Consider the following 24,662-nt stretch of genomic DNA (forward strand, 5'->3'; position numbering starts at 1 on the left):
GTGATGTCTCCGCGATGTTTTTTTTAGGATAACGTCGCGCCATGCAAGCTACACACAAGATCAAGGCGCTTCTGGATCAGCTTAACACGGTGGTTGTAGGGAAGCCGGCTCAGGTCCGCGACAGCGTGGCCTGCCTGCTGGCCGGGGGACACCTGCTGCTGGAAGACGTTCCCGGCGTGGGCAAGACCACGCTGGCCCATGCGCTGGCGCACAGCTTCGGGCTGCAGTTCTCGCGCGTGCAGTTCACGGCCGACCTCATGCCCAGCGACCTCACCGGCGTGTCCATCTATGAGCGCAGCAGCGAGTCCTTCGTCTTCCATCCAGGTCCCGTTTTCGCCCAGGTACTGCTGGCCGACGAGATCAACCGCGCCAGCCCCAAGACACAGAGCGCCCTGCTCGAAGCCATGGAAGAGCGCCAAGTCTCGTCCGAAGGCCGCACGCACCGCCTGCCCGAGCCCTTCTTCGTGATCGCCACGCAGAACCCGCAGGAACAGCTGGGCACCTTCCCGCTGCCCGAAAGCCAGCTGGACCGCTTTCTGATGCGCATCAGCCTGGGCTATCCCGACCGCGCGGCCGAGCGCTCCCTGCTGTCCGGCAATGGCCGGCGCGCCCAGGCCGATGCACTGCTCCCGCTGCTGGCCACGGACGAGCTGCAGCAGTTGCAGGCCGCCGTGCTGCAGGTCCATGCCAGCGATGCCTTGCTCGACTATGTGCAGGACCTGCTGGAGGCGACGCGCTCGGGCCAGTGGTTCGTGCAGGGCCTGTCGCCTCGCGCGGGCATTGCGCTGCTGCGCGCGGCCAGGGCGGTGGCCCTGATGGAGGGGCGCGACTACGTGGCGCCCGACGATGTGCAGGCCATCCTGCCGCAGACGGCCGCCCACCGCCTGGTGCCCATAGGCTCCAGCGGCCGGGGTGCCGTGGAGCAGGTGCGCGCCATGCTGGACGCCGTGGCGCTGCGCTGATGCCGGCCGCTCCCGCGTCCTCGCCCGGCGCCGCCCAGCCGGGGGCATCGCTGCGCCAGCGCTGGTCTCCTGCGCGGCGCGTGCGCCAGTGGTGGCATGCCCGCCTGCCGCGCACCGACAGCCTCAGGCTGACCCAGCGCAATGTCTACATCATGCCCTCGCGCGCAGGCTGGGCCCTGGCGCTGACGCTGTGCGTGCTGCTGGTGGCGGCCATCAACTACCAGCTCAACCTGGGCTACCTGCTGACCTTTTTGCTGGCCGGAAGCGCGGCTGCGGGCATGGTGGTCGGCCACGGCAACCTGCGCGGCCTGGCAATGCACCTGCTGCCGCCGGCCGGCAGCTTTGCCGGCCAGCCCTGCCGCTTCGACGTGGTGCTGCACAACAGCCGCCGCAGCACGCGCTGGGGCATAGGCCTGGCCGTGCAGGGCGATGTCCCGGCCACCGACTGGACCTGGATCGATGTACCGGCACAGGGCAGCACCACGGCACAGTTGGCCTTCACGCCGCTGCGCCGGGGACGGCAGCCGCTGCCCACGATCACGGCGGCCACCCGCTATCCGCTGGGCACCTTCCGCGTCTGGGCGCTGTGGCGCGCACAGACGCAGGCCTGGATCTACCCGGCGCCCGAGCACAATCCGCCGCCCCTGCCACCGGCCAGCGCCGATGCCGGCGGCCGCAGCGCGGCTGCCACGCGGCACGGCGACGAGTTCGACGGTGTGCGGGCCTACCGTCGCGGCGATCCGCTCAAGCTGGTGGTCTGGAAAAAGGCTGCACAGGCCTTTGCCACGGGCAGCAACCAGCTGGTGAGCCGCGACCGCCCGCTGTCCCAGCAGCACCGCCTGTGGCTGGATGCCAAGGCCACCGGCCTGGCCGACCCCGAGGCCCGCCTCAGCCGCCTGACCGCCTGGGTGCTGGCCGCGCGCCAGCAGGACCTGACCTGGGGCCTGCGCCTGCCCGACGGCCGCGAGATCGCCCCCGACCAGGGCCCGGCCCATGCCACGCTCTGCCTGGAAGCCCTGGCGGCCTGCCCATGAATCGCACGTCCATGCCCTCCTCCTTCCAAGCCATTGCGCAGCCTGCGGCCACTTGGCGCCAGCGCCTGGCCGCCCTGCCCCGCGATGCGCGCGACACCCTGTTCCTGCTGGCCGTGGTGGCCTGGGTGCTTATGCCCCAGGCCGCCCACACGCCCTGGTGGACCATGGTCTTCGTGGCCGGCCTGCTGCTGTGGCGCGCCCTGCTGGCCTGGCGCGGCCAGCCCCTGCCCGGCCGCTGGCTGCTGGGCGGACTGCTGCTGCTGGCCCTGGGCGCCACCTGGGTCTCGCACGGCACCTTTGTCGGGCGCGATGCGGGCGTGACGCTGATCGTGCTGCTGCTGGCGCTCAAGACACTGGAGCTGCGCGCCCGGCGCGACGCCATGGTGGTGTTCTTCCTGGGCTTCTTCGCGCTGCTGGCCAACTTCTTCTACTCGCAGTCCCTGCTGCTGGCCCTGGCCATGGTGCTGGGCCTGCTGGGCCTGCTCACGGCCCTGGTCAATGCCCACATGACCGCCGGCCGGCCGCCGCTGACCCAGGCGCTGCGCACGGCGGCCCTGCTGGCGCTGTGGGGCACGCCGGTGATGGTGGCGCTGTTCCTGTTCTTTCCGCGCATGGCCCCGCTGTGGGGCGTGCCGGGCAACGACCTGGCCGGCCGCAGCGGCCTGTCGGAGAACATGCGCGTGGGCTCCATGGCCTCGCTGGTGCTGGACGAAAACGTGGCCCTGCGCCTGCGTTTCGATACGCCCGATGGTGCTCCTCCGCCTGCCAACACCCTGTATTTCCGGGGACCCGTTCTGTCTCGCTTTGACGGACAGGAATGGCAGATGGACACGGAGGCCGTTCTGGAGGACGCGCAGTTGCGCGTCTCCGGCGAGGGCGTGAGCTACCAGATGACCATAGAGCCCAGCCGCCGCCCCTGGCTACCCCTGCTGGACGCCGCGGCCAGGACTCCCGAGCTCCCCCCAGGCATGGGCACCGCCCGCATGACACCCCAACTGCAATGGCTGACCTGGCGCCCCATCACCGACGTGGTGCGCATCAGCGCCCAAAGCCATGTGCAGTTCAGCTACGGCCCGCTCAAACCCACGCGCGGCCTGCGCCGCTACACCCAGTTGCCCGAAGGCAGCAACCCGCGCACGCTGGAGCTGGCCCGGCAGATGCGTGCCGACCCGCAACTGGCCGATGCCACGCCCCGCGCCTGGGTGCAGGCCGCGCTGGCGCGCCTGCGCAAGGGCGGCTACACCTACACGCTGGCGCCCGGCGTGGTGGACAGCGTGCACACGGCCGATGACTTCTGGTTCGACAGCAAAGAGGGCTTTTGCGAGCACATCGCCTCCGCCTTCGCCGTGCTGATGCGCGGCATGGGCGTGCCTGCCCGCATCGTCACCGGCTACCAGGGTGGCGAGCGCAACCCGGTCGACGGCTACTGGACCGTGCGCAACGCCGACGCCCATGCCTGGACCGAGGTGTGGCTGGAGGATGAGGGCTGGGTGCGCATCGACCCCACCGGCGCCGTGGCCCCGTCGCGCGTGGGCGAGTTCCAGCGCCTGCGCGCACCGCAGGGCGCCATCGCCGGAGCCATGGGCAACTTCGTGGGCGTGGGCATGCTGCAGCAGATGCGCGCCGTGTGGGAGGCCGTCAACAACGGCTGGAACCAGTGGGTGCTCAACTACACGCAAAGCCGCCAGCTGGACCTGCTCAAGAACCTGGGTGTGCAATCGCCCTCGTGGGTGGACATGCTGCGCCTGCTGGGCGCGCTGGCCGGCGTGGCTGCGCTGGCGTGGCTGGCCTGGATGGCCCGCGCCCAGCGCACCAGCCGCGACGAATGGCTGCGCCTCATGGACAGGACCCGCGCCCGGCTGCGGCGCATCGGCCTGGACGCCGACGCCAGCCTGCCCCCACGTGCGCTGGCAGCCCAGGTCATGGACCGCTGGGGCCGGGACGACGCCAAGGCGGCCCAGGCCCTTCACGACTGGCTCCTGGGCATGGAGCGCCAGCGCTACGCACGGCCATCCCCACCCCCATCCTCATCCGCACCCGACACCCCCGGCCTGCCCGCCCTGCGACGCCAATGGCGGGCGCTGGACTGGCCACGCAATCCGCAGCCACGGCCACAAGCCGCCGCTGCCGGTCCCACGACAAGCACACCATGACCAAGCAACGACTGATCCCCTGCGCCCTGCTGCTGCTCGCGGCCGCGGCCGTGCCCTGCGGCGCGCTGGCCGGCAAGCCGGCAGCCAGCCCTGCCGCCCAAGCCACGGCCAAAACCTCGGCTAAAACCACGACCAAGTCCACGGCCAAACCTTCCACGAAAAAGCGCACGGCCGCTGCTGCCGCCGCTACGGCCGCTGGCGGCGCCGCCGTGGCCAGGACCGTGCAGGGCAGCACGCCCTACGGCGAACGGCCTGAAGCCATGCAGATGGCCGCCGACATTGCGATGCGCCACGACCTGCCGGTGGACTGGGTGCGCGAGACCATCGCCCAGGCCCGCTTTCTGCCCCAGGTGCCGCGCCTGATGACGCCGGCCGTCCAGGGCACGGCCAAGAACTGGGGCGTCTACCGCAGCCGCTTTGTCGAGCCCGTGCGCATACGTGCCGGGACACGCTTTTGGCAGGCCAATGCCGCTGCGCTGGCGCGTGCCGAAAAGCAGTACGGCGTGCCGGCCGAAATCATCGTCGGCATCATCGGCGTGGAGACCATCTACGGCCAGCAGATGGGCAACTTCCGCGTGATGGACGCCCTGGCCACGCTGAGCTTCGACTTCCCTGCCGCCCACCCGCGCGCTGCGGCGCGCACCGAGTACTTCCGTGGCGAGCTGGAGCAGTTCCTGCGCTTCACCCACCGTGCGGGCACGGACCCGTTCTCGCTGCGCGGCAGCTACGCAGGCGCCATGGGCATGGGCCAGTTCATGCCCAGCAGCTGGGTGAAGTGGGCCGTGGACTTTGACGGCGACGACCGCATCGACCTGTTCGGCAGCGCGGCCGATGCCATCGGCTCGGTGGCCAACTACTTTGTCGCGCATGGCTGGAAAAGCGGCATGCCCACCCACTACCCGGTGATCATGCAGGCCCAGGGCGCCGACCTGGCCGCCCTGCTGGCGCCCGACATCCTGCCCCAGTTCACGGCCGACGAGATGGCTGCGCGCGGCGTGCAACTGCCGGGCAGCGGCGCGGCGCATCAAGGGCCGCTGGCCCTGGTCAAGCTGGAAAACGGCGCGCAGGGCCAGCCGCTGTACATCGCGGGCACGGAGAACTTCTATGCCATCACGCGCTACAACTGGTCCAGCTACTACGCGCTGTCCGTGATCGAACTGGGCCAGGAAGTCGCTGCGGCCATGGGCCGCTGATCCGGACCATCCAAACCGTCCAGGCGGTCAGGGCCGGCGCATGCGGCACATCGCAGGCTGCTCGGCACGCGCCGCCTCGATCTCTCGCACCACGCGGAAGCCGTAGCCCGAGCCCTCCACATCGAAGGGCACGCCGGGCGAGCCCTGCCTGTCCATGACGCCGACCACCAGCGCCTGCTGGAACTGGTGGTCGGCCGCGCGCATGCGGCCCCTGCGCCCGGCCAGGGTCACGTCCGCGCTTTCCAGCGCCTGCGCCACGGCCACCGTGTCGGTGCTGCCCGCACGCGCCATGGACTGGGCCAGGGCCTCCATCATCAGCTGCATGCGCATGTGCACATAGTCATCGGCAGGCCTGGGAAAGCGCTCGCGGAATGACTTGTAGAAGGCCTGGCTGTCGGGGCCCGGCACGTTGGGCAGCCAGTCGGCCACGGCCAGCACCTTGCCCACGCCGGCCTCGCCCAGGGCAGCGGGCGCGCCCAGCGCATTGCCGTAGAAGGTGTAGAAGCGGCCGTCAAAACCCGCCTCCCGCGCGGCCTTGACCAGCAGCATCAGATCGTTGCCCCAGTTGCCCGTGACCACGGCCTGGGCGCCGCTGGCCTTGATCTTGGCCGCATAGGGCGCAAAGTCCTTGACGCGCCCCACGGGATGCAGCTCGTCGCCCACGATGGCCACATCGGGCCGCTGCGCGGCCAGCTGGCGCCTTGCCTCGCGCAGCACGGCCTGGCCAAAGCTGTAGTCCTGCCCGATCAGGTAGGCGCTGCGCACGGCCCCGTCCTCGCGCAGCACCTGCATCAGCGCGGCCATGCGCATGTCGGCATGGGCGTCGAAGCGAAAGTGCCAGAAGCTGCAGCGCTCGTTGGTGAGCGCGGGATCGACGGCCGAGTAGTTGAGGTACAGCACGCGCCGGGCCGGATCGCGCTCGTTGTGCTTGGCAATGGCGTCGACCAGCACGGCGGCCACGGCCGATGAATTGCCCTGCATGACCACGCGCGCGCCGCCGTCGATGGCTGCGCGCAGCGCAGACAGCGCCTCCTCGTTCTGGCCCTTGCTGTCATGGCGTTCGATGGCCAGGGGCCGGGCGCCGCCCTGCGCGGCCGGCAGCAGCACACCGCCGCGCGCGTTCACGCGCTCGGCGGCCCACAGCAGGTTGCGGAACACGGCCTCGCCCGTGTTGGCAAAGGGGCCGGACAGGCTTTCGATCAGCGCCAGCCGTATCGGCTCGCCGCGCGGCGGCGACACGGGCCGGTCGTGTCCGCTTGACGCCCGGGCCAGCAGCGCGGGCGCCGCAAATAGCGCCATGGCGCCGCTTTTCAAGACCTTGCGGCGCAATTTATTCATGGCTTTTTCCTCTTGAAATGCGTTCAACACCGCTTAACTAGGCTCCATGCGGCGACAACTTCGATGAAGCCGCGCAGTTTATAGGAGCCAACCCACCATGATCTTCACGCCTGTTCTCCGCCGCAACGCCTTCGCTCCCCAAGCCGCCGATCTGGCCCTGCAGCGCTTCTTGCAAGGCACCCTGGGCAACGCGGCCCCTTCGCTCTCGTCGGTGCAGGTTCAGCGCGATGAAAAGGCCACGACCTTGCAGCTGGATGTGCCCGGCCTGTCCCGCGAGCAGCTGCAGCTGAGCATCGAAGGCGCCGTGGTCCGTCTGTCCAGCGTCGAGGGCGCGCCCCGCCAGGTGCAGCGTGCCTGGGAGCTGGACCATGAAATCGACACGGCCGCCAGCAGCGCCAAGCTGGAAAACGGCGTGCTCACGCTGTCCCTGGCCCGCCTGGAACCCCAGAGCAAGGCCACCATGCTGAGCATCCAGTAAGTCCGGTCACGGTCAGCGCGTTTGTGCACCCGGGCTGTCAACCATCCTTTCTTCCATCCTCTTGGCAAGGTGACAGCCCGTTTCCAGAGCCCGGCCCGCGCCGGGCTTTTTTTGCGCCCGCCGTGCAGGCCGGGCACGCGGCCCCGGACCATCAGGCCAGCGAATCGAGCGGCCAGCGCGGCTTGACGTCGAACGCGTAGTGCCTGTTCGCCATTTCGCGGCCTGCCTGCAGGCGCATGGCGGCGGCCATGGCGATCATGGCGCCGTTGTCGGTGCACAGGTGCAGCTCGGGGTAGTGCACGCGCAGCTTGCGCTTGGCACAGGCCGCATCCAGCTGGGCGCGCAGCAGACGGTTGGCGCCCACGCCGCCGGCCACGACCACGCGCTTCATGCCGGTCTGCTGCAGCGCCGCCAGCGTCTTCTTGACCAGCACCTCGACGATGGCCGCCTGCGTGCTGGCGGCCAGGTCGGCCTTGCGCGCCTCAAGGTCATCGCCCAGCTTCTTCGCCTGGGTCAGCACGGCCGTCTTCAGGCCGGCGAACGAGAAGTCCAGGTCGCCCGAATGCAGCAGCGGCCGGGGCAGCTTGAAGGCCTGCGCGTCCCCGCCCTCGGCCAGGCGCGAGAGCACGGGGCCGCCCGGATAGGGCAGGCCCATGAGCTTGGCCGATTTGTCGAAGGCCTCGCCGGCCGCGTCGTCGATGGTCTCGCCCAGGATGGCGTAGCTGCCCACGCCGTCCACGCGCATCAGCTGCGTGTGGCCGCCCGAGACCAGCAGGGCCACGAAGGGGAATTCGGGGGGATCGGCGCTCAGGAAGGGCGACAGCAGATGGCCTTCCAGGTGGTGCACGCCCAGCACGGGCTTGTCCAGCGCCGCAGCCATGGCGCAGGCCACGCCCGCGCCCACCAGCAGCGCGCCGGCCAGGCCGGGGCCGCGCGTGAAGGCGATCACATCGACCTGGTCCAGCGCGCGGCCGGACTCGCCCAGCACGCTTTCGGTCAGCGGCAGCACGCGGCGGATGTGGTCGCGGCTGGCCAGCTCCGGCACCACGCCGCCATAGGCGCGGTGCATGTCGATCTGGCTGTGCAGCGCATGGGACAGCAGCCTGGGCACGCCCGTGCCATCGGGGGCCTCGACCAGGGCCACGCCGGTTTCATCGCAGGAGGATTCGATCCCCAGAATCAGCAAACTCATGGGACTGAAGTGTAGAACCTGCGGGCGCGGCGCACGGCCGCCCGCGTCAATGGCCCCTGGCCGGCGGGCAGTTGCGGGGCCGGCGGGCCGCTACAGGTTGTCCAGGTATGACGAGCGCGAGAACTGCACGGGCTCGATGCCGTCGGAGGTCCAGATTTCGCTGGCGATCAGCGCCTGGGCGTTCATGGGGCGAGCGAAGTAAAAGCCCTGCAGCTCGTCGCAGCCCAGCGTCTGAAGCACTTCGCGCTGCTGCTGGTCGGTCACGCCTTCGGCCACCACGCGCAGCTCCAGCGCATGGGCCAGGCGCACGATGGCATCGACCACGGCCCGCGCGTCGCTCTTGATGGCCACGTCCCGCACGAAGCTGCGGTCGATCTTGACCTCGTCGGCGCCCAGCTGGCGCAGCAGGGCCAGGCTGGAGTAGCCGGTGCCGAAGTCATCGATGGAAATCTGCACGCCCATGCCCGTCAACTCGGCAATCACGGCCATGGTGGTCTTGTCGTCCTCCATGGCCACGGACTCGGTGATCTCGAAGACCAGCTGCTCGGGCCGAATGCGGTGCCGCTCGATCGCTTCGCCGATGTACTGCGCCAGCCGCGTCTGAAAGAGCTGATAGCCCGAGATATTGATGGAGACGCGCATGAAGCGCCGCTGGCGCGTCCACTGGGCAGTCTGGCGGCAGGCCTCGTCGATGACCCAGTCGCCGATCTCGCTGATCAGGCCGAAGCGCTCGGCCAGCGGAATGAACACGCGGGGGCTGATGAGGCCGAATCGGGGATGGTTCCATCGAACCAGCGCCTCCACGCTGCGGATGCGGCCCGTGCGGGCATCGATCTTGGGCTGGTAGAACAGCACCAGCTGCTGGCTTGCGACGGCGCGGCGCAGGGCTTGCTGCAGGTCGAACTGCACGGCCACATCCTTGCGCATGCTTTCCTTGAAGATGGCGCAGGAATTCCCGCCGGCGCGCTTGGCCGTGTACATGGCGAGGTCGGCCGCCGCCATGAGCTTTTCCTTCTGGCCATGATCGGGATAGATGGCCACGCCGACGGAGCTGCCGATGGAGATGGACTTTCCCGGCAGATCGAAGGGCTGACCCAAAACCTTCTGCACCCGGCCGGCCATGGCCACGGCATCGTCCTCCGATGCCAGGCAGCCCAGCAGCAGCACGAACTCATCGCCCCCCACGCGCGCCAGCGTGTCCGACTTGCGCGTCATACGGTTCAGGCGCACGGCCACCTGGCACAGCAGCGCGTCACCTGCGGCATGGCCCTCCACGTCGTTGATGGGCTTGAATCCGTCCAGATCGATGTACAGCAGGCCCACGCGCACCGGCCCGCCGGGCCCTGGCTGCTCCACCGAGCTGTCGGCGCGCGCAATCGCCCGGCCAAGCCGGTACTCGAGCAGCGCCCGGTTGGCCGTGCCGGTCAGCGGGTCCCTGAAGGCGATGCGCTTGAGCTTCACATTGGCGCGCAGCAGCTTTTCATTGGTCTGCTGCAGCGATTGCGTCAGGCGCTGAGCCTTCTCGCGCAGGCGCACATGGACCACCAGCGAAACCAGCAGGAATATCAGAACGGGAATGGCGCCCCACAGGCCGAAAGCGCTCCACCCCGCGGCCCAGCTTCCCTGGCCATCGGATGGCGCCGATGCGGCCAGGAGCTCGCCCCCCGCCAGTGCCCGGCACTGCGCCAGGCCCAGCAGCAGCGCAGCCAGGGACGGGCCACGCCGGCGCACAGCAGTCCGCCCCAACACCGCCTGGGTCACGAACCGCCAGCGCACGGGGGACATCCGATCTTCTCGTGATATTGCAAGCTCATGCTGATTCAGCCTCGCTGCCGCATTGCGCAGCCCGATCTTGTGGATGGCTATGCCATGGGTGTCGTGTGTGCCGGAAAGCCGGGCTTTTTCCTGCAGGGCGCCCGGCAAATATTCGACACATTCACGCGTCCAAATTTGTATCGACGATTTCAAAACGTTAGAAAAATTCTATCAAACCCTGCGCCTTGCTTCTACTTCTCCTTTTGCGCCACGGCAGGCCCGGCATGGGAATTGCATCAATGCAGGCAGACAGGACCCGTCCCCCATGAAAACCGCTCTCAACTTTCTTGTGGCCGCGCGCCAGTGCGAAATCGGCGAGCTGGAGCAACTGCAGCGCACCAGCGCACTGGTGGATCTGCTCAGCCGCCTCATCCATGCGCTGCAAAAGGAGCGCGGCCTGTCCAACGTCTTTCTGGCCAGCGCGGGCGCGCATGGCGGCGAGGCACGGCTGGCGCAGATGGCCGAGTGCGACCGGATTGCCGCGGCGGCGCTTGACGGCTTCGACCGGCTGGACATGCAGCCCGGCCAAACAGACTCCACGGGACACCCCGGCCATGGCGCGCGGCTGTTCAGCCGCATCGCCCATGTGCTGCAGTGCCTGGACGCCCTGCCTGCGCTGCGCGAGCGCGTCGCCAGCCACGACCTGTCGCCGGAGGCGGCCACCGCCATCTACATCGAGCTGGTGGCAGGCCTGCTGGCCGTGGTGTTCGAGGCGGCCGACAGCGCGCCCGAGCCCGGTATCTCGCGCCTGCTGGTGGCCTTGTTCAACTTCATGCAGGGCAAGGAATTCGCGGGCCAGGAGCGTGCCACGGGCGTGGCCGCCTTTGGTGCGGGCGTCAGCGAAGCGCCGCGCCAGCAGCACTGGCTGCACCTGATCGCCTCGCAGGAGCGCTGCTTTCAGGTCTTTGCGGAGTTTGCGCCGCCCCATTCCCTGGCCCTGTGGCAAGAAAGCAGCGCGGCCGACGCCACGCTGGCCGTGATCGAACGCCTGCGCCGCGTGGGCTGCACGGCCGCGCCGGGCACTCCCCTGGCGCCAGAGATGGCCGAGCCCTGGTTCGACAGCTGCTCGCGGCGCATGGATGCGCTGCACACCGTCGAGGCCCGCCTGACGGCCGAGCTGCAGCAGCAGTGCCAGCGCTGCATTGTCGATGCGCGCGCCGCCCTGCAGACGCTGCTGCAGGCGCCGCAGGCAATGGAGATCACGCCCGTCTCCGCCACGCTGGCGCTGGGCGGGCTGCAGCCCCCGGCCGCGCGTCTGGGCCCGCAGCTGGACCGATCCGTGATGGACCTGGTGCAGGACCAGTCCCAGCGGCTGCAGGCCATGCAGGCCGAGCTGGAGACCGTGCGCGCCACGCTGACGGAACGCAAGCTGCTGGAGCGCGCCAAGGGCCTGTTGATGACACGGCGCCAGCTCAGCGAAGGCGAGGCCCACAAGCTACTGCGCCAGACCGCCATGAACCAGAACCGCCGCTTGGCCGAAGTGGCGCAGGCCGTGCTTTCCATGGCCGATCTGCTGCCGCCCGCCCCATGAACCCGGGCCGCTGCGCGCCATGTTGCAGCGCAGCACCGACTTGGTGCAGTGCTGCGGCAAGTCGCGCACCAGAAGGTGGCCCGGCGCGGACGGCAAGGCCGGTGGAGTGCATGGTCCCCCTTGAACGCCGCCTGGCACGGTTTCTGCATTGACTCTGGCAAATCCCGGCCAAAGGCGGCCGGGAACCCGGTCTTGATTCAGGGCCCCAGGACAACGGCGTCACTCTCCCCGCGCAGCGCGGCCGGAGAGGACGCCGTTTTGCTTGGGACATGCCGGTTTGCAAGTGTTCCATTCCCGACGATCGAAGGAGTTCCGCCATGGCGTCCACGCCCCAGCCCACCACAGGCCCTCTCACCTCCGGCCCGGCACTGCCCCGGCGCGATTTTCTGCGCCAGGCCGGCACGCTGGCAGGCGGCGCGGCGCTCTACACCCAGCTGGGCCACCACGGCGCCTGGGCGGCAGGCTCGGATGCGCCCGAGAAAAAGGAAGTGCGCATCGGCTTCATTCCGCTGACCGATTGCGCCAGCGTGGTCATGGCCTCGGTGCTGGGGATCGACCAGAAGTACGGCGTCAGGATCATTCCCTCCAAGGAAGCGAGCTGGGCCAGCGTGCGCGACAAGCTGGCCAATGGCGAACTGGACTTTGCCCATGTGCTGTACGGCCTGGTCTACGGCATGCACCTGGGCGTGGGCGGCGCCAGGAAGGACATGGCCGTGCTGATGACGCTCAACCACAACGGCCAGGCCATCACGCTGTCCAAGAAGCTGGCCGACAAGGGCGCCGTCAACGGCGCAGGCCTGGCCAAGCTGATGGCCAGCGAAAAGCGCGAATACACCTTTGCCCAGACCTTTCCCACGGGCACGCATGCCATGTGGCTGTACTACTGGCTGGCGGCCAACGGCATCCACCCGCTCAAGGATGCCAAGGTCATCACCGTGCCGCCGCCGCAGATGGTGGCCAACATGCGCGTGGGCAACATGGACGGCTTTTGCGTGGGCGAGCCCTGGAACCACCGCGCCATCATGGACGGCATCGGCGTCACGGCCACCACCTCCCAGGCCATCTGGCAGGACCATCCCGAGAAGGTGCTGGGCACCACGGCCGAATTTGCCCGCCAGAACCCCAATACGGCACGCGCCGTGACGGCCGCCATCATCGAGGCCGGCCGCTGGATCGACGAGAGCCTGGCCAACAAGACCCGCATGGCCGACACCATTGCCGGCAAGGCCTATGTGAACACCGGCGTGGACGCCATCAACCAGCGCATCCTGGGCCGCTACCAGGACGGCATGGGCAAGACCTGGGACGACCCCCACCACATGAAGTTCTATGGCGACGGCAGCGTGGGCTATCCCTATCTGTCCGACGGCATGTGGTTCCTCACCCAGCACAAGCGCTGGGGCCTGCTCAAGGACCACCCCGACTACCTGGGCGTGGCCCGCTCCATCAACCGCCTGGACATCTACCAGCAGGCCGCCACCGCCGCCAAGGCCCCGCTGCCCAAGGGCGAGATGCGCAGCAGCAAGCTGATGGACGGCACGGTCTGGGACGGCAAGGACCCGCGCAAGTACGCGGACAGCTTCGCCATCAAGGCCTGAGAGATCCCCTTTGAAGACCCATCCCACCGAGGAACACACCATGGTCAGCGCCGTCTTCCACTTCCCGGCAGAGTCCTCCACCGCCGCCGCCCCGCCTGCGCCGGTTTCCCCCACCGCTGCATCCCCGGTCCCGGCCATGCAGGCTGCACCGGCAACGCCCAGGACTCCCGCCCCTGCGCGCGACTGGGCGGCGCTGTCGCGCGCCTTCTGGCTGGCCGTGCTGCCGCCGCTGTGCGGCCTCGGCCTGCTCGTGGGCGTGTGGTCCCTGGTGGCCGCGGGCTCCGGCCAGAGCATTCCGGGCCCCCTGGCGACCTGGCAGCAGGCGGTGGAGATTTTCAGCGACCCGTTCTACCGCAACGGCCCCAATGACCAGGGCGTGGGCTGGAACGTGCTGGCCTCGCTGCAGCGCGTGGCCGTGGGCTTTGGCCTGGCGGCGCTGGTCGGCATTCCGGCCGGCTTCGTGATCGGGCGCTTCAACTTCCTGTCGCGCATGTTCAACCCGCTGATCAGCCTGCTGCGCCCGGTGTCGCCGCTGGCCTGGCTGCCCATAGGCCTGCTGGTCTTCAAGGGCGCCAACCCGGCGGCCATCTGGACCATCTTCATCTGCTCGATCTGGCCCATGCTCATCAACACCGCCGTGGGCGTGCAGCGCGTGCCCCAGGACTACATGAACGTGGCGCGCGTGCTCAACCTCAGCGAATGGAAGATCGCCACCACCATCCTGTTCCCCGCCGTGCTGCCCTACATGCTGACCGGCGTGCGCCTGGCCGTGGGCACGGCCTGGCTGGTCATCGTCGCGGCCGAGATGCTCACCGGCGGCGTGGGCATCGGCTTCTGGGTCTGGGACGAGTGGAACAACCTCAACGTCAAGAACATCATCATCGCGATCTTCGTGATCGGCATCGTGGGCCTGCTGCTGGAGATGGCCCTGGTCAAGCTGGCAACGGCATTTACGTTCGAAGAGGTGAAGGCATGAATGCATCGTCCAAGTTCATCGAGATCCAGGGCGTGGAGCAGAGCTTCAAGACCGCCAAGGGCCTGTTTCCCGCGCTGCGCGGCATTGACCTGACGATTGCCAGGGGCGAGTTCGTCTCGCTGATCGGCCACTCGGGCTGCGGCAAGTCCACCCTGCTGAACCTGATCGCGGGCCTGACCACGCCCACCACGGGCGTGCTGCTGTGCGCCAACAAGGAGATCAAGGGCCCCGGACCCGAGCGCGCCGTGGTCTTCCAGAACCACTCGCTGCTGCCCTGGCTGACCTGCGAGGGCAACATCCACCTGGCCGTGGAGCGCGTCTATGGCCGCACGGAAAGCCGCGCCCAGCTCAAGGCCCGCACCCTGGCCGCGCTGGAACTGGTGGGCCTGGCCCATGCCGCGCACAAGCGGCCCGGCGAGATATCGGGCGGCATGAAGCAGCGCGTGGGCATTGCGCGCGCGCTGTCGATGGAGCCGCAGGTGCTGCTGATGGACGAGCCCTTCGGCGCGCTCGATGCGCTCACGCGCGCCAAGCTGCAGGACGAGCTGCTGGAGATCGTGGCGCGCACGCAAAGCACCGTGGTCATGGTCACGCACGATGTGGACGAGGCCGTGCTGCTGTCCGACAAGATCGTGATGATGACCAACGGCCCGGCCGCCACCATCGGCGAGGTGCTGCAGGTCGGCCTGGCCCGCCCGCGCAACCGCGTGGCGCTGGCCGAGGACGACCTCTACCGCCAGTGCCGCAAGGCCGTGATCGATTTCCTCTACACCCGCCAGGGGCATGTGGAAAAGGCGGCCTGAACCTTCGCAGGTCCTGCCGCCTTCGAGACCCTGCCCATGGCGGGCAGGCCGAGCCCCGGCTCAGTGCCGGCCCGAGATGTAGTGCTCCAGCTGCTCGATGATGAACTTCTGCTCGGAGATGATGTCCTTGACCAGGTCTCCGATGGAGATCAGGCCCAGCAGCTTGCCGCCTTCGTCCACCACGGGCAGGTGGCGCAGCCGGTTCTCGGTCATCACCGCCATGCACTCCTGCGTGGTCTGGGTGGGGCCGACGAACAGCACGTCGCGCGTCATCACGTCGCGCACCAGGGTGGCGCCCGAGGTGCGCCCCAGCAGCGCGATCTTGCGTGCGTAGTCACGCTCGGTGACGATGCCGGCGATCTCGCTGCCCTCCATCACCAGCAGGGCGCCAATGCCCTTGTCGGCCATGAGCCGCAGCGCGTCGAGCACGGAATCGGTAGGCGCGATGCTGTACACCGCGCTGGTGGCCTTGGACTTGAGAATGTCTGCAACTGCTGTCATGGGTGCCTTTCAGTCGTTCGCCAATTCGGTTCTAGTGTCATCCGAACTGCGCCCAAAAAGCAACAGGGCCAGCGCGTGTATGCACACGCACCGGCCCTGCCCGATTCAGTGAATGCGGCCCTTCAGCGACGACCGCCCAACAGACTGCCACCAATCTTCATCAGATCGCTGAGACCTACCTGGCCGTCGCCATCCTGATCGAGCAGGCTGCCCAGCAAACCACCACCCAGACCGCCCTGCTGCTGCGCCTGCGCATGCTCGCGGCCCAGCACCTGGCCCAGGCCGCCGGCATCCATGCCGCCTGCGCTCACGCGCTGTGCAAGAAAGGACATGACGATGGGGGCCAGCAGCTGCAGCAGCTGGGCCGCGCCGCCGCTGCCCAGGCCCGTGGCCTGGCCCAGTCCGTCCTGTGCGCGCTGCTGGTTGCCGCCCAGGATATGGCCCAGGATGGCTGCGCCGTCGAGCCCGCCGCCCGCATTGCCGCCTGCGCCTGCGCCGCCGCCCAGCAGCGAGCCCAGCAGGCCTCCCAGATCCAGCCCGCCGGCGCCACCGCTGGCCGCGCCGTGGTCGCGCTGCAGCGCGCCGAAGAGATTGGCCGCGCCCTGCGGATCGGCCGCATTGCGGCCCAGCGAACCCAGCAGCACGGGAAGGGCCGCGCCCACGGCACTTTCGGTCTGAGCGGGGCTGGCGCCGATCTGGTCTGCCATCTGCTGCATGGGCGCGCCCTGCAGTTGGGCCATCAGTTCGGCGGCCAGGGAAGAGCTGGAGTTCATGGTCGTTCCTTCATCCGGTCGCCCGGTCAACACAAAGTCACATGGTAGCGCCGGCCGGTGCAGCGGGCATGGCGGCGCAGCGCCCCAAGTGTCAACGATGTTTTCCAGCGCCCGGATCGCGCTCAGCCCGTGGTCAGCGCCGGCTGCGGCTGGGTGCGCGGCGGCCGCAGCGGCGGCAGCGGCGCCTGCGCCTTCATGGACCGGCGCAGCGCCACTGCGTCGGCCACGGCCGCCGGTGCCCGGGCCGTGGCGTCCAGCCGGAAGACCTGCACGGTCTCCGACACGGTCTGCGCCTGGGCCTGCAAGGCCATGGCCGATGCCGCGTTCTGCTCCACCAGCGCCGCGTTCTGCTGCGTGATGTTGTCCAGATGCGCCACGGCCGCGTTGACCTGCGAGATGCCGCTGAGCTGCTCGTTGGAGGCGCTGTGGATTTCGCCGATCAGCAGGTTCACGCGCCGCACCAGGTCCAGCGATTCGGTCATGGTTTTCTGCGCGACCTCGGTGCGCTGATTGCCATCCAGCACCTTGGCGGCGGAGTCGTCTATGAGTTCGCGGATCTCCTTGGCCGCTGCCTGCGTGCGCTGCGAGAGGCTGCGCACTTCGGCCGCCACCACCGCAAAGCCCCGGCCCTGGTCGCCCGCGCGCGCGGCCTCCACGGCGGCGTTCAGCGCCAGGATGTTGGTCTGGAAGGCGATGGAGTCGATGAGCTGCGTGATCTCGCCGATACGCCCCGACGCGGCCTGGATCTGCTTCATGGTGGCCGCCACGCCGTCGACGGCGCCGCTGCTGCGCTCGGCCACCTCGCTGGCCTGGGTGGCCAGGTCCGTGGCCTGGCGCGCCGACTCGGCCGTGTGCTTGACCGTGCCCGTGATCTCCTCCATCGACGCCGCCGTCTGCTGCAGGTTGCCGGCCTGGGTTTCCGTGCGCGCGGACAGGTCCTGGTTGCCCTGCGCGATTTCCCGCGTGGAGATCTGCATCTTGTCGCTTTCCTCGCGCGCATCGCGCACGATGGACAGCAGGTTCACATTGAGCTGGCTCAGCGCCTTCTGCAGATCGCCCACCACGTCCTTGCGCGTGATGCGTATGGTCTGCGTCAGGTCGCCGGCCGCCAGGCGGTTGGCCTGCAGCACCATCTGCGCCAGCGGCGCCACGGTCAGCCGGTACGCCCAGGCCCCGGCCAGCCCCGTGAAGATGCAGACCGCCAGCCAGGCCAGCGCGGACCATGCATCCAGCGTGTGCCCTCCCGCCATCGCCGCGCCAAAGGCCGCCGCCACCACCAGGAAGAAGATCAGCACCAGCTTGCCTGCCAGGCCCAGGCTCAGCGCGCTGGCAAGGCGTCCGCGCAGGTTGTTGCGCACCAGATGGCCGGCGCGCAGCACGTGGACCTTGCGCCCTGCGTCCTTTTCGGCGCGCATGGTGGCGTAGAGGCGCTCGGCCGCATCCGTCTGCTCGCGCGTGGCCTCGGTGCGCACCGACATGTAGCCCGAGGGCCGGTCGCCTTCCATCAGCGGCGTGACATTGGCCATGACCCAGTAGAAGTCGCCGTTCTTGCGCCGGTTCTTCACGGGCGCCGACCAGGGCAGGCCGGCCGAGATGGTGGCCCACATGTCGCGGAAGGCTTCCTCGGGCATGTCGGGGTGGCGGATCATGTTGTGGGGCTGGCCCAGCAGTTCTTCGCGCTCGTAGCCGCTGACCTCGATGAACATCGGGTTGCAGTAGAGGATGCGCCCCTTCAGGTCCGTGGTGGACACCAGGGTCTGGCCCTTGGGAAATGCGTATTCACGCGTGCTGACTGGCAGATTCACTCTCATAGGCGTGGTCCCTTGAAGAAGAAAAATCCTTCACGTCATTGCGGCCCTGGCTTACTGCAGGACCCGGTGGCTTGTTGTACCCCGATTCGTCGCATTTGAAACAAATCGCCACAAAACCTCCATTCGATTCAGACATCTGATTGCGCGCTCTCGATAGCGGGCGCACCGCCTTGAGGCATGCGACGCACCACCATGGCTCGGCCGCCGGGCGGCAGCCCCGAGGACAGCGCCCGCGCAGGGCTGCGCGCCCTGGCATGCCGCTTGCTTCATCCCGTGCGTGGCCATTGCAGGCCATGGGGGCAAGGCGCAACGAGGTGCCGCTGCCCCAGGGACAAAGGCGTCAACCCGCGCGCAGGCAGCAGCCGCGCAGTGGGGATGACGCCTTTTTGCTTTTCGAACCGATGCGGGGGCGCAATGAAGAAATCCAGGCTGGTGATGGTGGGCAACGGCATGGCCGGCGTGCGCACGCTGGAAGAGCTGCTCAGGATCGCGCCCGACCTCTACGAGATCACCGTGTTCGGCGCCGAGCCGCACCCCAACTACAACCGCATCATGCTGTCGCCGGTGCTGGCGGGCGAGCAGCAGCTGGACGAAATCATCCTCAACGACTGGTCCTGGTATGCCCGGCACGGCATCACCTTGCATGCAGGCTGCCGCGTGCATGCGGTGGACCGGGCGCGCCGCGTGGTGCACGCCGTGGACGCCACCGGCCAGCCCGTGAGCGCCGGGTACGACCGCCTGATCCTGGCCACGGGATCGCGCCCCTTCATGCTGCCCGTGCCAGGGCGCGAACTGGACGGCGTGCTCGGCTACCGCGACATTGCCGACACCCAGGCCATGATCGCGGCGGCCGCCAGCCACCGCCAGGCGGTGGTCATCGGCGGCGGCCTGCTGGGCCTGGAGGCCGCCAACGGCCTCATGAAGCGCGGCATGGAGGTCACCGTGGTGCATGCGGGCGAGCGCCTGCTGGACCGCCAGCTGGACGAGACCGCCGCCGCCTTGCTGCAGGCCTCGCTGGCCGAGCGCGGCATGCGCTTTCTGATGCAGGCCCAGACCCGCGCGCTGACGGGCGACGGCCAGGGCCGCGTGGCCTGCGTGCACCTGCAGGACGGGCGCGATGCGCCGGCCTCGCTCGTGGTCATGGCCGTGGGCATCCGGCCCGAGACCGCGCTGGCCGAGCAGATGCACCTGCACGTGCAGCGCGGCATCGTGGTCAGCGACACGCTGCAGACCGTGACCGACCCGCGCATCTACGCCGTGGGCGAGTGCGCGGCGCACCGGGGCGTGGCCTACGGGCTGGTGGCGCCGCTGTTCGAGCAGGGCAAGGTGCTGGCCAACCACCTGGCCGAAATCGGCATCGGCCGCTACCCGGGCTCGCAGACCTCGGCCAAGCTCAAGGTCACGGGCATTCATCTGTTCAGCGCAGGCGACTTTCGCGGCGACGAGGGCACGGAGGAAATCGTGCTCAGCGACCCCGGCGCGGGCGTGTACCGCAAGCTGGTGCTGCGCGGCGACAGACTGGTCGGCGCCTGCCTGTATGGCGACACCGAGGACGGTGGCTGGTACTTCCGCCTGTTGCGCGATGGCGTGGCAGTGCAGGAACTGCGCGACCGCCTCATGTTCGGCGAAAGTCAAGCCAGCCAGGCCGACCCGGCCAGCGGCCCGTGACGGCGCCCGCCCCCGTGCCCTGCCCTCATCCACCCCAGGCCCACCATGCAAGAAACCCGATCCACCTGCCCCTACTGCGGCACAGGCTGCGGCGTCATCATCGAAAGCGATGGCGCCCGCATCACGGGCGTGCGCGGCGACCCGGCGCATCCGGCCAATCACGGGCGCCTGTGCACCAAGGGCAGCACGCTGCATCTGACGGCCTCGCCCGCCCTGGCGCGGCAGACCCGGCTGCTGCAGCCCGCCCTGCGCACCACGCGCGGGGCGGCGCCCCGGGACATCAGCTGGGATGCCGCGCTGGACCTGGCAGCCGGCAGGCTGGCCTCCATCGTGCAGGAGCACGGCCCCGACGCCGTGGGCCTGTATGTGAGCGGCCAGTTGCTGACCGAGGACTACTACGTCTTCAACAAGCTGGCCAAGGGCCTGATCGGCACCAACAACATCGACACCAATTCGCGCCTGTGCATGAGCAGCGCCGTGGCGGGCTACAAGGCCACGCTGGGCGCCGACGCGCCGCCGGCCTGCTACGAGGACGTGGACCATGCGGACTGCCTGTTCATCGTGGGCAGCAACGCGGCATGGGCCCATCCCGTGCTCACGCGGCGCATAGAGCAGGCGCGTGCTGCGCGGCCGCAGATGAAGATCATCGTGGCCGACCCACGCCGCACCGACACGGCCGGCATGGCCGACCTCTTCCTGCCGCTGCGCCCCGGCAGCGACACACTGCTGTTCCACGGCATGCTGCACATCATGGAGCTGGAAGGCTGGCTGGACCGGGCCTACATCGCGCGCCACACCAGCGGCTTTGCCGACCTGCAGGCCCTGGTGCGGGAGGCCACGCCCGAGCGCGTGAGCGAGGTCTGCGGCCTGCCCCGCCACGACCTTTTCCAGGCCGCGCAGTGGTTCGCGCTGGGAGGAGATGCGCGGGACGGCGCCGCCCGTGGCGCAACGCTCAGCCTGTACTGCCAGGGCCTGAACCAGAGCAGCAACGGCACGGCCAAGAACGCCGCGCTGATCGGCCTGCACCTGGCCACGGGCCAGATCGGGCGCGCAGGCGCAGGGCCGTTCTCGCTCACGGGCCAGCCCAATGCCATGGGCGGGCGCGAGGTGGGCGGGCTGGCCAATCTGCTGTCGGCCCACCGCGACCTGGCCAACCCCGCCCACCGCGCCGAAGTGGCCGCCCTGTGGGGCGTGGACGCCGTGCCGCCCCGCCCTGGCAAGACCGCCGTGGAGATGTTCGAGGCCGCCGCCGAGGGCGAGATCCGCGCGCTGTGGATAGCCTGCACCAACCCCGCGCAAAGCATGCCCGACCAGGCCCTGGTGCGGCGAGCGCTGCAGCGGGCCGAATTCGTCATCGTGCAGGAGGCCTTTGCCACCACCGCCACCTGCGCCTACGCCGACCTGCTGCTGCCCGCCACCACCTGGGGCGAGAAGATCGGCACGGTGACCAACAGCGAAAGGCGCATCTCGCGCGTGCGCCCCGCCGTGGCCGCGCCGGGCGCCGCGCGCCATGACTGGCACATCGCCGTGGACTGCGCGCGGCGCATGGAAACGCGGCTGCGCCCGGGCCGGCCCAGCCTCTTCCCCTACGACACCGAGGACGCCGCCGCAGGCGCCGAAGCCATCTGGAACGAGCACCGCGAAAGCACGCGCGGGCGTGACCTGGACATCACCGGCCTGTCCTGGGATCTGCTGGACGCGCAAGGCCCCCAGCAATGGCCGCTGCCCGAAGGCGCAGCCCTGGGCCGCGCACGGCTCTACGAAGACGGCCGCTTTCCCACGCCCGATGGACGCGCCCGCTTTGCCCTGCTGCCCTGGCAGCCGCTGGCCGAGTCGCCCGATGCGAGCTACCCCTTCAGCCTGACCACGGGCCGGCTGCGCGACCAGTGGCACGGCATGAGCCGCACGGGCCAGCTGGGACGACTGTTCGGCCAGGCTGCCGAGCCCAGTGTGCAGATGCATCCGCAGGACATGGCCGAGCGCGGCCTGCGCGCGGGCGACCTGGTGCAGGTGAGCAGCCGCCGCGGTGCCCTGCTGGTGCCGGTGCAGCCCGATGCCACGCTCGCGCCCTCCCAGCTCTTCATGGCCATGCACTGGGGCGGCGAGTACCTGGGCGGCACGGCCACGGGGGGCCTCAACGCACTGACCACGCCGGCCTTCTGCCCCGCATCCAAGCAGCCTGAACTCAAGCACACGGCCGTCAAGCTGCAAAAGGCCGCTCTGCCCTGGACCCTGCTGGCCATGGCCTGGCTGCCCGAGGACCGCGTGCTGGCCGTGCGCGAGCAGTTGTCCGCCCTCATGCCGCACTTCGGCTTTGCCAGCTGCGTGCCTTTCGGCAATGCCGTGCCGCTGCAGGACGCCGCCCGCGCCCGCCACGGCGTGCTGCTGCGCGCCGCCGCGCATGAGGCGCCCGACGACGCCCTCATCGCGCAGATCGAGTCCCTGCTGGGCCTGGATGCCGCCGACACCCTGCGCTACAGCGACCGCCGCCGCCAGCACAGCCGTGCGCTGCGGCTGGACCGCACCAGCCTGTCCACCACGGTCGAAGCCTTGCTGCTGGCCGGAGACACACGCGCCGGCAGCTGGCTGGGCACCCTGCTGAAGGACCAGTTGCCGGCCCAGGACTATGGGCGCCTGCTGCTCATGTCCTCGGCCTCGGCACCGCTGCCCCTGGCGCAGCGCACGCGCCAGGTCTGCGCGTGCTTCGACGTGGACGAGGCCGCCATCGAAGGCGTGCTTGCGCGCTGCGAGGGCAGCGACGATGCCCGCCTGGCCGCTTTGCAAGGCCAATTGCGCTGCGGCACCAACTGCGGCTCCTGCCTGCCTGAACTCAAGCGCTTGGTGCGCCACATCCCCCGTTGCGCCCAGCCCGCAGGCGGCATGAAAGAGGCCATGGAACGACAGGTTTGCATATATAGCGAAAAGTAATGAAACCTGCGGGAAAATATGCGCCCACAGGATTCCACCCACGATCACCACGCCATGGGCATCAGCCAATACATCAAGGAAATAGGCCGCGGCGCACGCGGAGCCAAGGCGCTGGAGCGCGCGCAGGCCGCCGACCTGTTCGGCCAGGTGCTGGACGGGGGCGTCACCGATCTGGAGATCGGCGCCTTCTGCATCGCCATGCGCATCAAGGGCGAGACGGTCGAGGAGATGAGCGGCTTCCTGGATGCCGTGCATGCGCGCGCCGCGCGCTTTCCCGCCTCGGCCCATGGCCGCCCCGTGATCGTGCTGCCCAGCTACAACGGCGCGCGCCGCCTGCCCGTGCTCACGCCCCTGCTGGCCCTGCTGCTGGCGCGCGAAGGCCTGCCCGTGCTGCTGCACGGCATGCGCACCGAGGCGCGGCGCATCCTGGCCAGCGATGTGCTGCAGGCGCTGGGCATTGCGCCGCTGCGGGCACCCCAGGCACTCGATGGCGGCCAGGTGGCCCATCTGCATACCGAACACCTGCATCCTGCGCTGGCCCGGCTGCTGTCCGTGCGCGAGGTCATCGGCCTGCGCAATCCGGGCCACAGCGTGGTCAAGCTGCTGGCGCCCTGCGACGGCCCGTCCTTGCTGGTGACGGCCTACACCCATCCCGAGTACCTGCCCATGCTGCACGGCACCTTCGGGACGCTGGGCATGAATGTGCTGCTCTCGCGCGGGCTGGAAGGCGAGGTCGCGGCCGACCCGCGCCGGCTGCCGCGCTACGACGGATTCGTCGCAGGCGCCCACCAGTTGCTGGCCGAGCAGCAAAGCGGCACGGCCTCCGAAATCCCGGGCCTGCCCGCCGAGATCGACGTGGACACCACGGCGCGCTACACCGAGGACGTGCTTGCGGGCCGCCTGCCCGTGCCGCCGGCGCTCACGCGCCAGGTGGAACACATCGTCCACCTTGCCGATCAGATTCGCTGAACACCCCAGAAAAACGGAGCCCCGCCATGACGACCCCGTCCCACACCCCCGCAAACACCGCCCGGCGCGGCAGCTGCACCCTGGTCGGCGCCGGCCCCGGCGACCCGGAGCTGCTGACCATCAAGGCCCTCAAGGCCATACAGACGGCCACCGTGCTGCTGGTCGATGACCTGGTCAGCGATGCCATCGTGGCCCATGCCTCGCCCACGGCGCGCATCGTCTACGTGGGCAAGCGCGGCGGCTGCAAGAGCACGCCCCAGGCCTTCATCGAAAAGCTCATGCTGTCCGCCGTGCAGGATGGCGAGACGGTGGTGCGCCTCAAGGGCGGCGACCCCTTCATCTTCGGGCGCGGCGGCGAAGAGGTGGAGCATCTGCGCGAGGCCGGCATCGAGGTCCAGGTCGTCAACGGCATCACGGCCGGCCTGGCCGGGCTCACCAGCCTGGGCGCGCCGCTCACGCACCGCGACCGGGCGCACGGCGTGGTCTTCATCACCGGCCACGCCAAGCCCGGCGACAGCGGCACGGACTGGCGCCAGCTGGCCGCCACCGCGCGCGATGCCCGGCTCACCCTGGTGATCTACATGGGCGTGAGCAGCGTGGAACACATCCGCGCCGAGCTGCTGCACGGCCTGCCCGCCGCCACGCCCGTGGCCGTGATCCAGCACGCCAGCCTGCCGCAGCAGCGCCATGCACTGGCCACGCTGGACACGCTTGTGCAATGCATTGCCGATACCGGCCTGGGCAGCCCCAGCGTCATCGTCGTTGGAGATGTGGTCCATGGCATTCGGGCAATGGCCGAACCCCAGGAGCAGCCCAACCCTGCGGTTGCTGCCGCCTGAGTGCCGAGCTGCAACAAAGAAAAAATCTATCGATAGATAAAATAATTAGTTTTCATTAAAAATCTCCTGTTGGTTGCCGAAAACAGCGTCTAGACCGTTT

The 24,662-nt window shown here is 69.2% G+C and carries 19 protein-coding genes; 13 read left to right on the top strand and 6 right to left on the bottom strand.

What is annotated here, in order from left to right; all coding sequences use genetic code 11:
• Positions 1-41 precede the first annotated feature (41 nt).
• From U6958_RS25190 to mltB, 4 genes are read left to right on the top strand one after another with little or no spacing between them, the layout of a single operon-like run.
• Positions 42-962 carry a MoxR family ATPase gene (locus U6958_RS25190; protein ID WP_016449706.1) on the top strand — a complete coding sequence of 307 codons (921 nt, stop codon included), beginning with the start codon at positions 42-44 and terminating at the stop codon, positions 960-962.
• The gene (locus tag U6958_RS25195; protein WP_017406774.1) at positions 962-1,996 is read left to right on the top strand and encodes a DUF58 domain-containing protein; all 1,035 of its coding nucleotides are present in this window, start codon (positions 962-964) and stop codon (positions 1,994-1,996) included. The genes U6958_RS25190 and U6958_RS25195 overlap by 1 nt, the downstream gene beginning before the upstream one ends.
• Positions 1,993-4,149 (top strand): DUF3488 and transglutaminase-like domain-containing protein, encoded by a 2,157-nt coding sequence (locus tag U6958_RS25200; RefSeq protein ID WP_074923133.1) that lies wholly within the window; start codon positions 1,993-1,995, stop codon positions 4,147-4,149. The genes U6958_RS25195 and U6958_RS25200 overlap by 4 nt, the downstream gene beginning before the upstream one ends.
• Positions 4,146-5,342 (top strand): lytic murein transglycosylase B, encoded by a 1,197-nt coding sequence (gene mltB, locus U6958_RS25205; protein ID WP_074923134.1) that lies wholly within the window; start codon positions 4,146-4,148, stop codon positions 5,340-5,342. Before U6958_RS25200 ends, mltB begins: the two co-directional genes overlap by 4 nt.
• A 27-nt stretch (positions 5,343-5,369) precedes the next feature.
• Here mltB and U6958_RS25210 read toward each other — a convergent pair whose 3' ends face one another.
• Complete coding sequence (locus U6958_RS25210) at positions 5,370-6,680, bottom strand: branched-chain amino acid ABC transporter substrate-binding protein (RefSeq protein ID WP_074923135.1); 1,311 nt, start codon at positions 6,678-6,680, stop codon at positions 5,370-5,372.
• A gap of 97 nt (positions 6,681-6,777) precedes the next feature.
• Between U6958_RS25210 and U6958_RS25215 the strand changes: the two genes are divergently transcribed.
• Positions 6,778-7,158 carry an Hsp20/alpha crystallin family protein gene (locus U6958_RS25215; RefSeq protein ID WP_016449711.1) on the top strand — a complete coding sequence of 127 codons (381 nt, stop codon included), beginning with the start codon at positions 6,778-6,780 and terminating at the stop codon, positions 7,156-7,158.
• Positions 7,159-7,309: 151 nt separating this feature from the next.
• Here the strand turns inward: U6958_RS25215 and tsaD are convergent, their stop codons facing one another.
• Both tsaD and U6958_RS25225 read right to left on the bottom strand, forming a co-directional pair.
• Complete coding sequence (gene tsaD, locus U6958_RS25220) at positions 7,310-8,350, bottom strand: tRNA (adenosine(37)-N6)-threonylcarbamoyltransferase complex transferase subunit TsaD (protein WP_074923136.1); 1,041 nt, start codon at positions 8,348-8,350, stop codon at positions 7,310-7,312.
• 90 nt (positions 8,351-8,440) lie between these two features.
• Positions 8,441-10,135 (bottom strand): bifunctional diguanylate cyclase/phosphodiesterase, encoded by a 1,695-nt coding sequence (locus tag U6958_RS25225; RefSeq protein ID WP_074923137.1) that lies wholly within the window; start codon positions 10,133-10,135, stop codon positions 8,441-8,443.
• Positions 10,136-10,430: 295 nt separating this feature from the next.
• Between U6958_RS25225 and U6958_RS25230 the strand changes: the two genes are divergently transcribed.
• The 4 genes from U6958_RS25230 to U6958_RS25245 all read left to right on the top strand — a co-directional run bounded on the left by U6958_RS25230 (position 10,431) and on the right by U6958_RS25245 (position 15,073).
• Entirely contained in the window at positions 10,431-11,696 is a 1,266-nt protein-coding gene (locus U6958_RS25230) for a nitrate regulatory protein (protein ID WP_016453793.1), read from the top strand.
• Between the two features lie 317 nt (positions 11,697-12,013).
• Entirely contained in the window at positions 12,014-13,294 is a 1,281-nt protein-coding gene (locus U6958_RS25235; RefSeq protein WP_016449715.1) for a CmpA/NrtA family ABC transporter substrate-binding protein, read from the top strand.
• 40 nt (positions 13,295-13,334) lie between these two features.
• Complete coding sequence (gene ntrB, locus U6958_RS25240; RefSeq protein ID WP_034367678.1) at positions 13,335-14,270, top strand: nitrate ABC transporter permease; 936 nt, start codon at positions 13,335-13,337, stop codon at positions 14,268-14,270.
• Complete coding sequence (locus tag U6958_RS25245; protein ID WP_016449717.1) at positions 14,267-15,073, top strand: ABC transporter ATP-binding protein; 807 nt, start codon at positions 14,267-14,269, stop codon at positions 15,071-15,073. Before ntrB ends, U6958_RS25245 begins: the two co-directional genes overlap by 4 nt.
• A gap of 60 nt (positions 15,074-15,133) precedes the next feature.
• On the opposite strand, the gene U6958_RS25250 is transcribed toward U6958_RS25245, so the two are convergent.
• The 3 genes from U6958_RS25250 to U6958_RS25260 all read right to left on the bottom strand — a co-directional run bounded on the left by U6958_RS25250 (position 15,134) and on the right by U6958_RS25260 (position 18,158).
• Positions 15,134-15,574 (bottom strand): CBS domain-containing protein, encoded by a 441-nt coding sequence (locus U6958_RS25250; protein ID WP_016449718.1) that lies wholly within the window; start codon positions 15,572-15,574, stop codon positions 15,134-15,136.
• 122 nt (positions 15,575-15,696) lie between these two features.
• A complete protein-coding gene (locus U6958_RS25255) occupies positions 15,697-16,347 on the bottom strand; it encodes a DUF937 domain-containing protein (RefSeq protein WP_016449719.1) in 651 nt (216 codons plus the stop codon).
• 122 nt (positions 16,348-16,469) lie between these two features.
• Entirely contained in the window at positions 16,470-18,158 is a 1,689-nt protein-coding gene (locus U6958_RS25260) for a PAS domain-containing methyl-accepting chemotaxis protein (protein ID WP_016449720.1), read from the bottom strand.
• Between the two features lie 414 nt (positions 18,159-18,572).
• Between U6958_RS25260 and U6958_RS25265 the strand changes: the two genes are divergently transcribed.
• From U6958_RS25265 to cobA, 4 genes are read left to right on the top strand one after another with little or no spacing between them, the layout of a single operon-like run.
• Entirely contained in the window at positions 18,573-19,826 is a 1,254-nt protein-coding gene (locus U6958_RS25265; protein WP_074923138.1) for an NAD(P)/FAD-dependent oxidoreductase, read from the top strand.
• A gap of 45 nt (positions 19,827-19,871) precedes the next feature.
• Complete coding sequence (locus U6958_RS25270) at positions 19,872-22,754, top strand: nitrate reductase (protein WP_244160519.1); 2,883 nt, start codon at positions 19,872-19,874, stop codon at positions 22,752-22,754.
• Between the two features lie 54 nt (positions 22,755-22,808).
• Positions 22,809-23,723, top strand: a complete 915-nt coding sequence (ybiB, locus tag U6958_RS25275) for a DNA-binding protein YbiB (RefSeq protein WP_074923178.1) — start codon at positions 22,809-22,811, stop codon at positions 23,721-23,723.
• Between the two features lie 26 nt (positions 23,724-23,749).
• A complete protein-coding gene (gene cobA / locus U6958_RS25280) occupies positions 23,750-24,562 on the top strand; it encodes a uroporphyrinogen-III C-methyltransferase (protein ID WP_017406257.1) in 813 nt (270 codons plus the stop codon).
• Positions 24,563-24,662 lie beyond the last annotated feature (100 nt).

The sequence above is a fragment of the Delftia lacustris genome, assembly GCF_040267515.1.
Taxonomy (GTDB): domain Bacteria; phylum Pseudomonadota; class Gammaproteobacteria; order Burkholderiales; family Burkholderiaceae_C; genus Comamonas; species Comamonas tsuruhatensis.

Excerpts from the sequence above, each read along its gene's own strand:
- U6958_RS25190 (WP_016449706.1), top strand. The coding sequence starts at position 42 with ATGCAAGCTACACACAAGATCAAGGCGCTTCTGGATCAGCTTAACACG.
- U6958_RS25195 (WP_017406774.1), top strand. The coding sequence starts at position 962 with ATGCCGGCCGCTCCCGCGTCCTCGCCCGGCGCCGCCCAGCCGGGGGCA.
- U6958_RS25200 (WP_074923133.1), top strand. The coding sequence starts at position 1,993 with ATGAATCGCACGTCCATGCCCTCCTCCTTCCAAGCCATTGCGCAGCCT.
- mltB (WP_074923134.1), top strand. The coding sequence starts at position 4,146 with ATGACCAAGCAACGACTGATCCCCTGCGCCCTGCTGCTGCTCGCGGCC.
- U6958_RS25210 (WP_074923135.1), bottom strand. The coding sequence starts at position 6,680 with ATGAATAAATTGCGCCGCAAGGTCTTGAAAAGCGGCGCCATGGCGCTA.
- U6958_RS25215 (WP_016449711.1), top strand. The coding sequence starts at position 6,778 with ATGATCTTCACGCCTGTTCTCCGCCGCAACGCCTTCGCTCCCCAAGCC.
- tsaD (WP_074923136.1), bottom strand. The coding sequence starts at position 8,350 with ATGAGTTTGCTGATTCTGGGGATCGAATCCTCCTGCGATGAAACCGGC.
- U6958_RS25225 (WP_074923137.1), bottom strand. The coding sequence starts at position 10,135 with ATGTCCCCCGTGCGCTGGCGGTTCGTGACCCAGGCGGTGTTGGGGCGG.
- U6958_RS25230 (WP_016453793.1), top strand. The coding sequence starts at position 10,431 with ATGAAAACCGCTCTCAACTTTCTTGTGGCCGCGCGCCAGTGCGAAATC.
- U6958_RS25235 (WP_016449715.1), top strand. The coding sequence starts at position 12,014 with ATGGCGTCCACGCCCCAGCCCACCACAGGCCCTCTCACCTCCGGCCCG.
- ntrB (WP_034367678.1), top strand. The coding sequence starts at position 13,335 with ATGGTCAGCGCCGTCTTCCACTTCCCGGCAGAGTCCTCCACCGCCGCC.
- U6958_RS25245 (WP_016449717.1), top strand. The coding sequence starts at position 14,267 with ATGAATGCATCGTCCAAGTTCATCGAGATCCAGGGCGTGGAGCAGAGC.
- U6958_RS25250 (WP_016449718.1), bottom strand. The coding sequence starts at position 15,574 with ATGACAGCAGTTGCAGACATTCTCAAGTCCAAGGCCACCAGCGCGGTG.
- U6958_RS25255 (WP_016449719.1), bottom strand. The coding sequence starts at position 16,347 with ATGAACTCCAGCTCTTCCCTGGCCGCCGAACTGATGGCCCAACTGCAG.
- U6958_RS25260 (WP_016449720.1), bottom strand. The coding sequence starts at position 18,158 with ATGAGAGTGAATCTGCCAGTCAGCACGCGTGAATACGCATTTCCCAAG.
- U6958_RS25265 (WP_074923138.1), top strand. The coding sequence starts at position 18,573 with ATGAAGAAATCCAGGCTGGTGATGGTGGGCAACGGCATGGCCGGCGTG.
- U6958_RS25270 (WP_244160519.1), top strand. The coding sequence starts at position 19,872 with ATGCAAGAAACCCGATCCACCTGCCCCTACTGCGGCACAGGCTGCGGC.
- ybiB (WP_074923178.1), top strand. The coding sequence starts at position 22,809 with ATGGGCATCAGCCAATACATCAAGGAAATAGGCCGCGGCGCACGCGGA.
- cobA (WP_017406257.1), top strand. The coding sequence starts at position 23,750 with ATGACGACCCCGTCCCACACCCCCGCAAACACCGCCCGGCGCGGCAGC.